Source organism: Acinetobacter seohaensis (assembly GCF_056431365.1).
In genome coordinates this window covers 1-3362 of record NZ_JBWKMK010000101.1, presented here as the reverse complement: position 1 = coordinate 3362, position 3362 = coordinate 1, and the positions used below count along the sequence as shown (strand labels likewise).

The 3362-nt window shown below is 31.5% G+C and carries 4 protein-coding genes; all 4 read right to left on the bottom strand.

The annotated features are described in order from the left end of the window. Positions 1-126 precede the first annotated feature (126 nt). The 4 genes from AC07E5_RS10025 to AC07E5_RS10010 all read right to left on the bottom strand — a co-directional run bounded on the left by AC07E5_RS10025 (position 127) and on the right by AC07E5_RS10010 (position 3120). The gene (locus AC07E5_RS10025) at positions 127-438 is read right to left on the bottom strand and encodes a hypothetical protein (RefSeq protein WP_498625371.1); all 312 of its coding nucleotides are present in this window, start codon (positions 436-438) and stop codon (positions 127-129) included. A 699-nt stretch (positions 439-1137) separates the two neighbouring features. Further along, positions 1138-1626, bottom strand: coding sequence for a hypothetical protein (locus AC07E5_RS10020; RefSeq protein ID WP_004826968.1), 489 nt, complete (start codon positions 1624-1626; stop codon positions 1138-1140). Beyond that, positions 1616-2602 (bottom strand): radical SAM protein, encoded by a 987-nt coding sequence (locus AC07E5_RS10015; protein WP_004826970.1) that lies wholly within the window; start codon positions 2600-2602, stop codon positions 1616-1618. The genes AC07E5_RS10020 and AC07E5_RS10015 overlap by 11 nt, the downstream gene beginning before the upstream one ends. Further along, positions 2599-3120: a dTMP kinase gene (locus tag AC07E5_RS10010; RefSeq protein WP_004826973.1), complete on the bottom strand. Its 522-nt coding sequence runs from the start codon at positions 3118-3120 to the stop codon at positions 2599-2601. Before AC07E5_RS10010 ends, AC07E5_RS10015 begins: the two co-directional genes overlap by 4 nt. Positions 3121-3362 lie beyond the last annotated feature (242 nt).

Here is a 3362-nt window from a genome sequence, read left to right as displayed (position 1 = left end):
TCTTTAAGGGCTTCATCGACCCTGAAATTAACAGTAGCCATCATTTTCCCATTTATTGAATGCATGAGAATATTGTAATGCAATATGCATTACAAAGATTGTTCGTATAACAGCCATTATGTTAAATCAGCCATCAAAGCTTGGGTTTTCCAAAAGTAAATAATTCTCAAATTTGCCCTTTACACTATCGGGTAAACCTAAATCCTTTACATTTTTCTGACTTGCTAGCATATATGTTTTTAGAGCATCAAAGGCCTTTTGATCATCTAATAACATATGGATAAATTTACTTCGATTGATTCCCATATCTTCACAAAAAACATCCAATTTCATGAGATCTGGCTCAGGTAACTTAAATGACATTGCGAGAGTTTTTACAGACTTTGCATCTAGCTCTGTGGCATGACGGAGACCTAGTTCTTCAAAATAATTACTCATTAGCTTGCCCCTTCTTTTGTTGATTCAGTATTTCATATGTTAAATCCTTAGCTCGGTCTATGAAGCCCATTTTTTCCAGCATGGAGATATGGAAATACTCATTTCTTGAATCTTTGAGTTTATTTTTTATCTTAATTAAATGGTCCTGTACTGCATCAATATCAGTATTTTCTTGATTTAAATCACCAATCTGATAAAGGCCTTTCAGATATGAAAGATAAGCGTAAGCATCCGTTGAACCCCATCGTTAAGGTTTAACGGATTTCGGGTTTCCAGCGATGTGGAAGCAATTCTTCTATTTGGGTCATTTTATGTGTCGTCCACTTGTTTTAAGTGAGGACTAAATTAAGGCTTATAGGATGAATTCGTAAGGTGTGTTCAGCGGAGGCTTACTTTTAGCCTAAGAAAAGCGTAGATACACAGCTTTACAGTGGAATAATCGATAAACATCAGTAGACGATATTTACAACGCTGAGTTTGAATTTTTTTCTGTATTTTCTACGTTTTTTGCAATGGGAGATGTTGCAGGATATATATTCATACTCATGGAATAAGTCCCCACTTATTTTTAAGTGGGGACTAAATTAAGGCGTATAGGAACGATTGATAAGATATCTTCAGTGGATGCTTACGAATAAGCCGATTGGCAGTAAAAATTAGTAAATATTACTTTTGAAAGTACCCTAGCTTTTAGGAATTTTAGAGAATTTCTAAAATATAAAAATTTTCTAAAGGGTGTTCATAGTCATCAGCATACTCATTTAACTTTTTTCCCAAGAATGGTTTAATCACAGGAGCATTTTCAGAAACACATAAATATTTTCGATCCTTTACATTCATTACCCCACCTAAACCACTTGGTATAATAAAAAAGTGCTTTTGCTCTGTGCCATCTGTCAGAGTAAAACAAACACCCTCTTTTATATTATCGGGTTTGATAGAACTAATGTTTTGCAGTAAATCAGATGTTTTATGAATTAATAATTTTAATTCGTTACATCTAATTTTTTGAGCATCAACTAAATATTGTGCTTCCTCTTTAAAAGTATCATATCGACTTTGCATTGCACCGATATGATAGTTAGCTTCCTTTTGTGCCTCGCTAATAGATTTTTCAGCAACCAAAAGCATATTCGTTAATTCTTCATAATGCTTTTTGATTAAACTTTCTTTAGTATTAACTAACATTTTTCAGTACCAATTTTCTTGTTGGAAAAATAAAACCTCGCCCCTGCTTTAAACACCAAGAGCTTGTAGAATTTGGAAATCCACAGTTAAAATTACATCTGCCTTCCAATACAATTCGTAAAGGTATCGTGTCTATATGCTCTGATAAGGTACTATTCATAAAATCAGTTTCAATAGAAATGTTATCGGCTTTAAAAAAATTAGTTCCTAAATCATTTCTTAGATAACAGAGACTAGCCTCTCCATTTGGAAATATGCGTAAATAATCCCCAAATCCTTCTAAACAATTTTCTTTTTGGAAACAGCTTTCACAAATTGGAGGTCTGTTTACTGTACTTTGTAATTTATATTCGATTATTCCTCCATTTTCGGTAGAATAACGGATCCTTTCCCTACCATGTTTGAAATTTTCGTCCTCCAAAAGAATAATTTCTTGATTGGAAATATATTTATTTAAAACATCTTGAGGTGAAATATAATAATGAAGATAGTCAATTGCTGAATCTGCAGTCCAATATAAATCCAACAGCTTTAGTCTTAATTTATATTTATCGACATATTCTATTTGCTGAGCTAAGTCATCAGTATAGCCTTTCATCAGGACACGATTTATGGAAATATTAAGATTACATGAGCTTGCTTCAGCAAGACCATCCAATAATTTATGTAACTTTCCACCACCAGTTACCTTGCTATAGATATCTTCATCCATTGAATGCCAACTAACTCTTAATAGGTCTAATTCAGCATTTTTCAAAAGTTGTGCATATTTTTTCAAATATGCACCATTTGATGTCATCGAAACAGAAAATCCTTTCTCTTTAAAAATCCTTACAACATCAATGATATTATAATCACCACTTTTCCAAATCAAAGGTTCAAGTGCTGCAATTTCAACATTGCGACTTTTACTATTTTCTAACCACCAACAAGCTAAATTATTTATTTTTTCAAAAGACAAATATTGATGATTCATATTGCTTCCTGGATAATTTTAACGACTTGATCTATAGTTTTAGTAGAAGTATCAATAATCATCATATCTTTCATTTTATTAAAATTGCTTGAAACATGTTTAAGATGCACATAATCATGATCTAGTTCATTTACAAAGTTATATTGTGTTTCTCGTATCTTTAATCTAGCCAATCTAGTTTTCTCATCTACTGTTAAATAAACCGTAAGATCAGGAATCAATAAGTCATATTTATCCATTATCAATTTAGGTTCAATATAATTACCTTGATAAGCAATTGTTGAATGGATATATCTATCGCAAATAATTGTTTTTTCTTTTAACTCTTCTTTTAGTATAGATTTAAGTTGGATCAGATCATCTAAATAATAAGAAAATTTATCTTCACAATCTTTTTCAGCATGTTTCTTAAAATATGGCGTCTGTATAAACTCAGCTCCCATATTTTCTGCTAATTTTTTTGATATGGTACTTTTACCAACACCATCTATTCCCTCAATCGTAATAAATTTTTTCATAACCCCTCGCTGTACTTTTTACTAAATTTGTATAATTACTAATGAATTAAATTGGTTTTAAACTATGCTTGGATGATCTTGATGTGCATATATAGTCATTATTTACTATTAATACTTTAACCCGAATTACGGATAAGAAAAGCCCTTGAAAAAAAGGTAGTTAGAGCCATTTAGAAAGTTACGACACAACCCAAAGGCTCTAACTACCATGTACGATTTTACAGAAATTTTTTGTATTGTTG

Excerpts from the sequence above, each read along its gene's own strand:
- AC07E5_RS10010 (WP_004826973.1), bottom strand. The coding sequence starts at position 3,120 with ATGAAAAAATTTATTACGATTGAGGGAATAGATGGTGTTGGTAAAAGT.
- AC07E5_RS10020 (WP_004826968.1), bottom strand. The coding sequence starts at position 1,626 with ATGTTAGTTAATACTAAAGAAAGTTTAATCAAAAAGCATTATGAAGAA.
- AC07E5_RS10015 (WP_004826970.1), bottom strand. The coding sequence starts at position 2,602 with ATGAATCATCAATATTTGTCTTTTGAAAAAATAAATAATTTAGCTTGT.
- AC07E5_RS10025 (WP_498625371.1), bottom strand. The coding sequence starts at position 438 with ATGAGTAATTATTTTGAAGAACTAGGTCTCCGTCATGCCACAGAGCTA.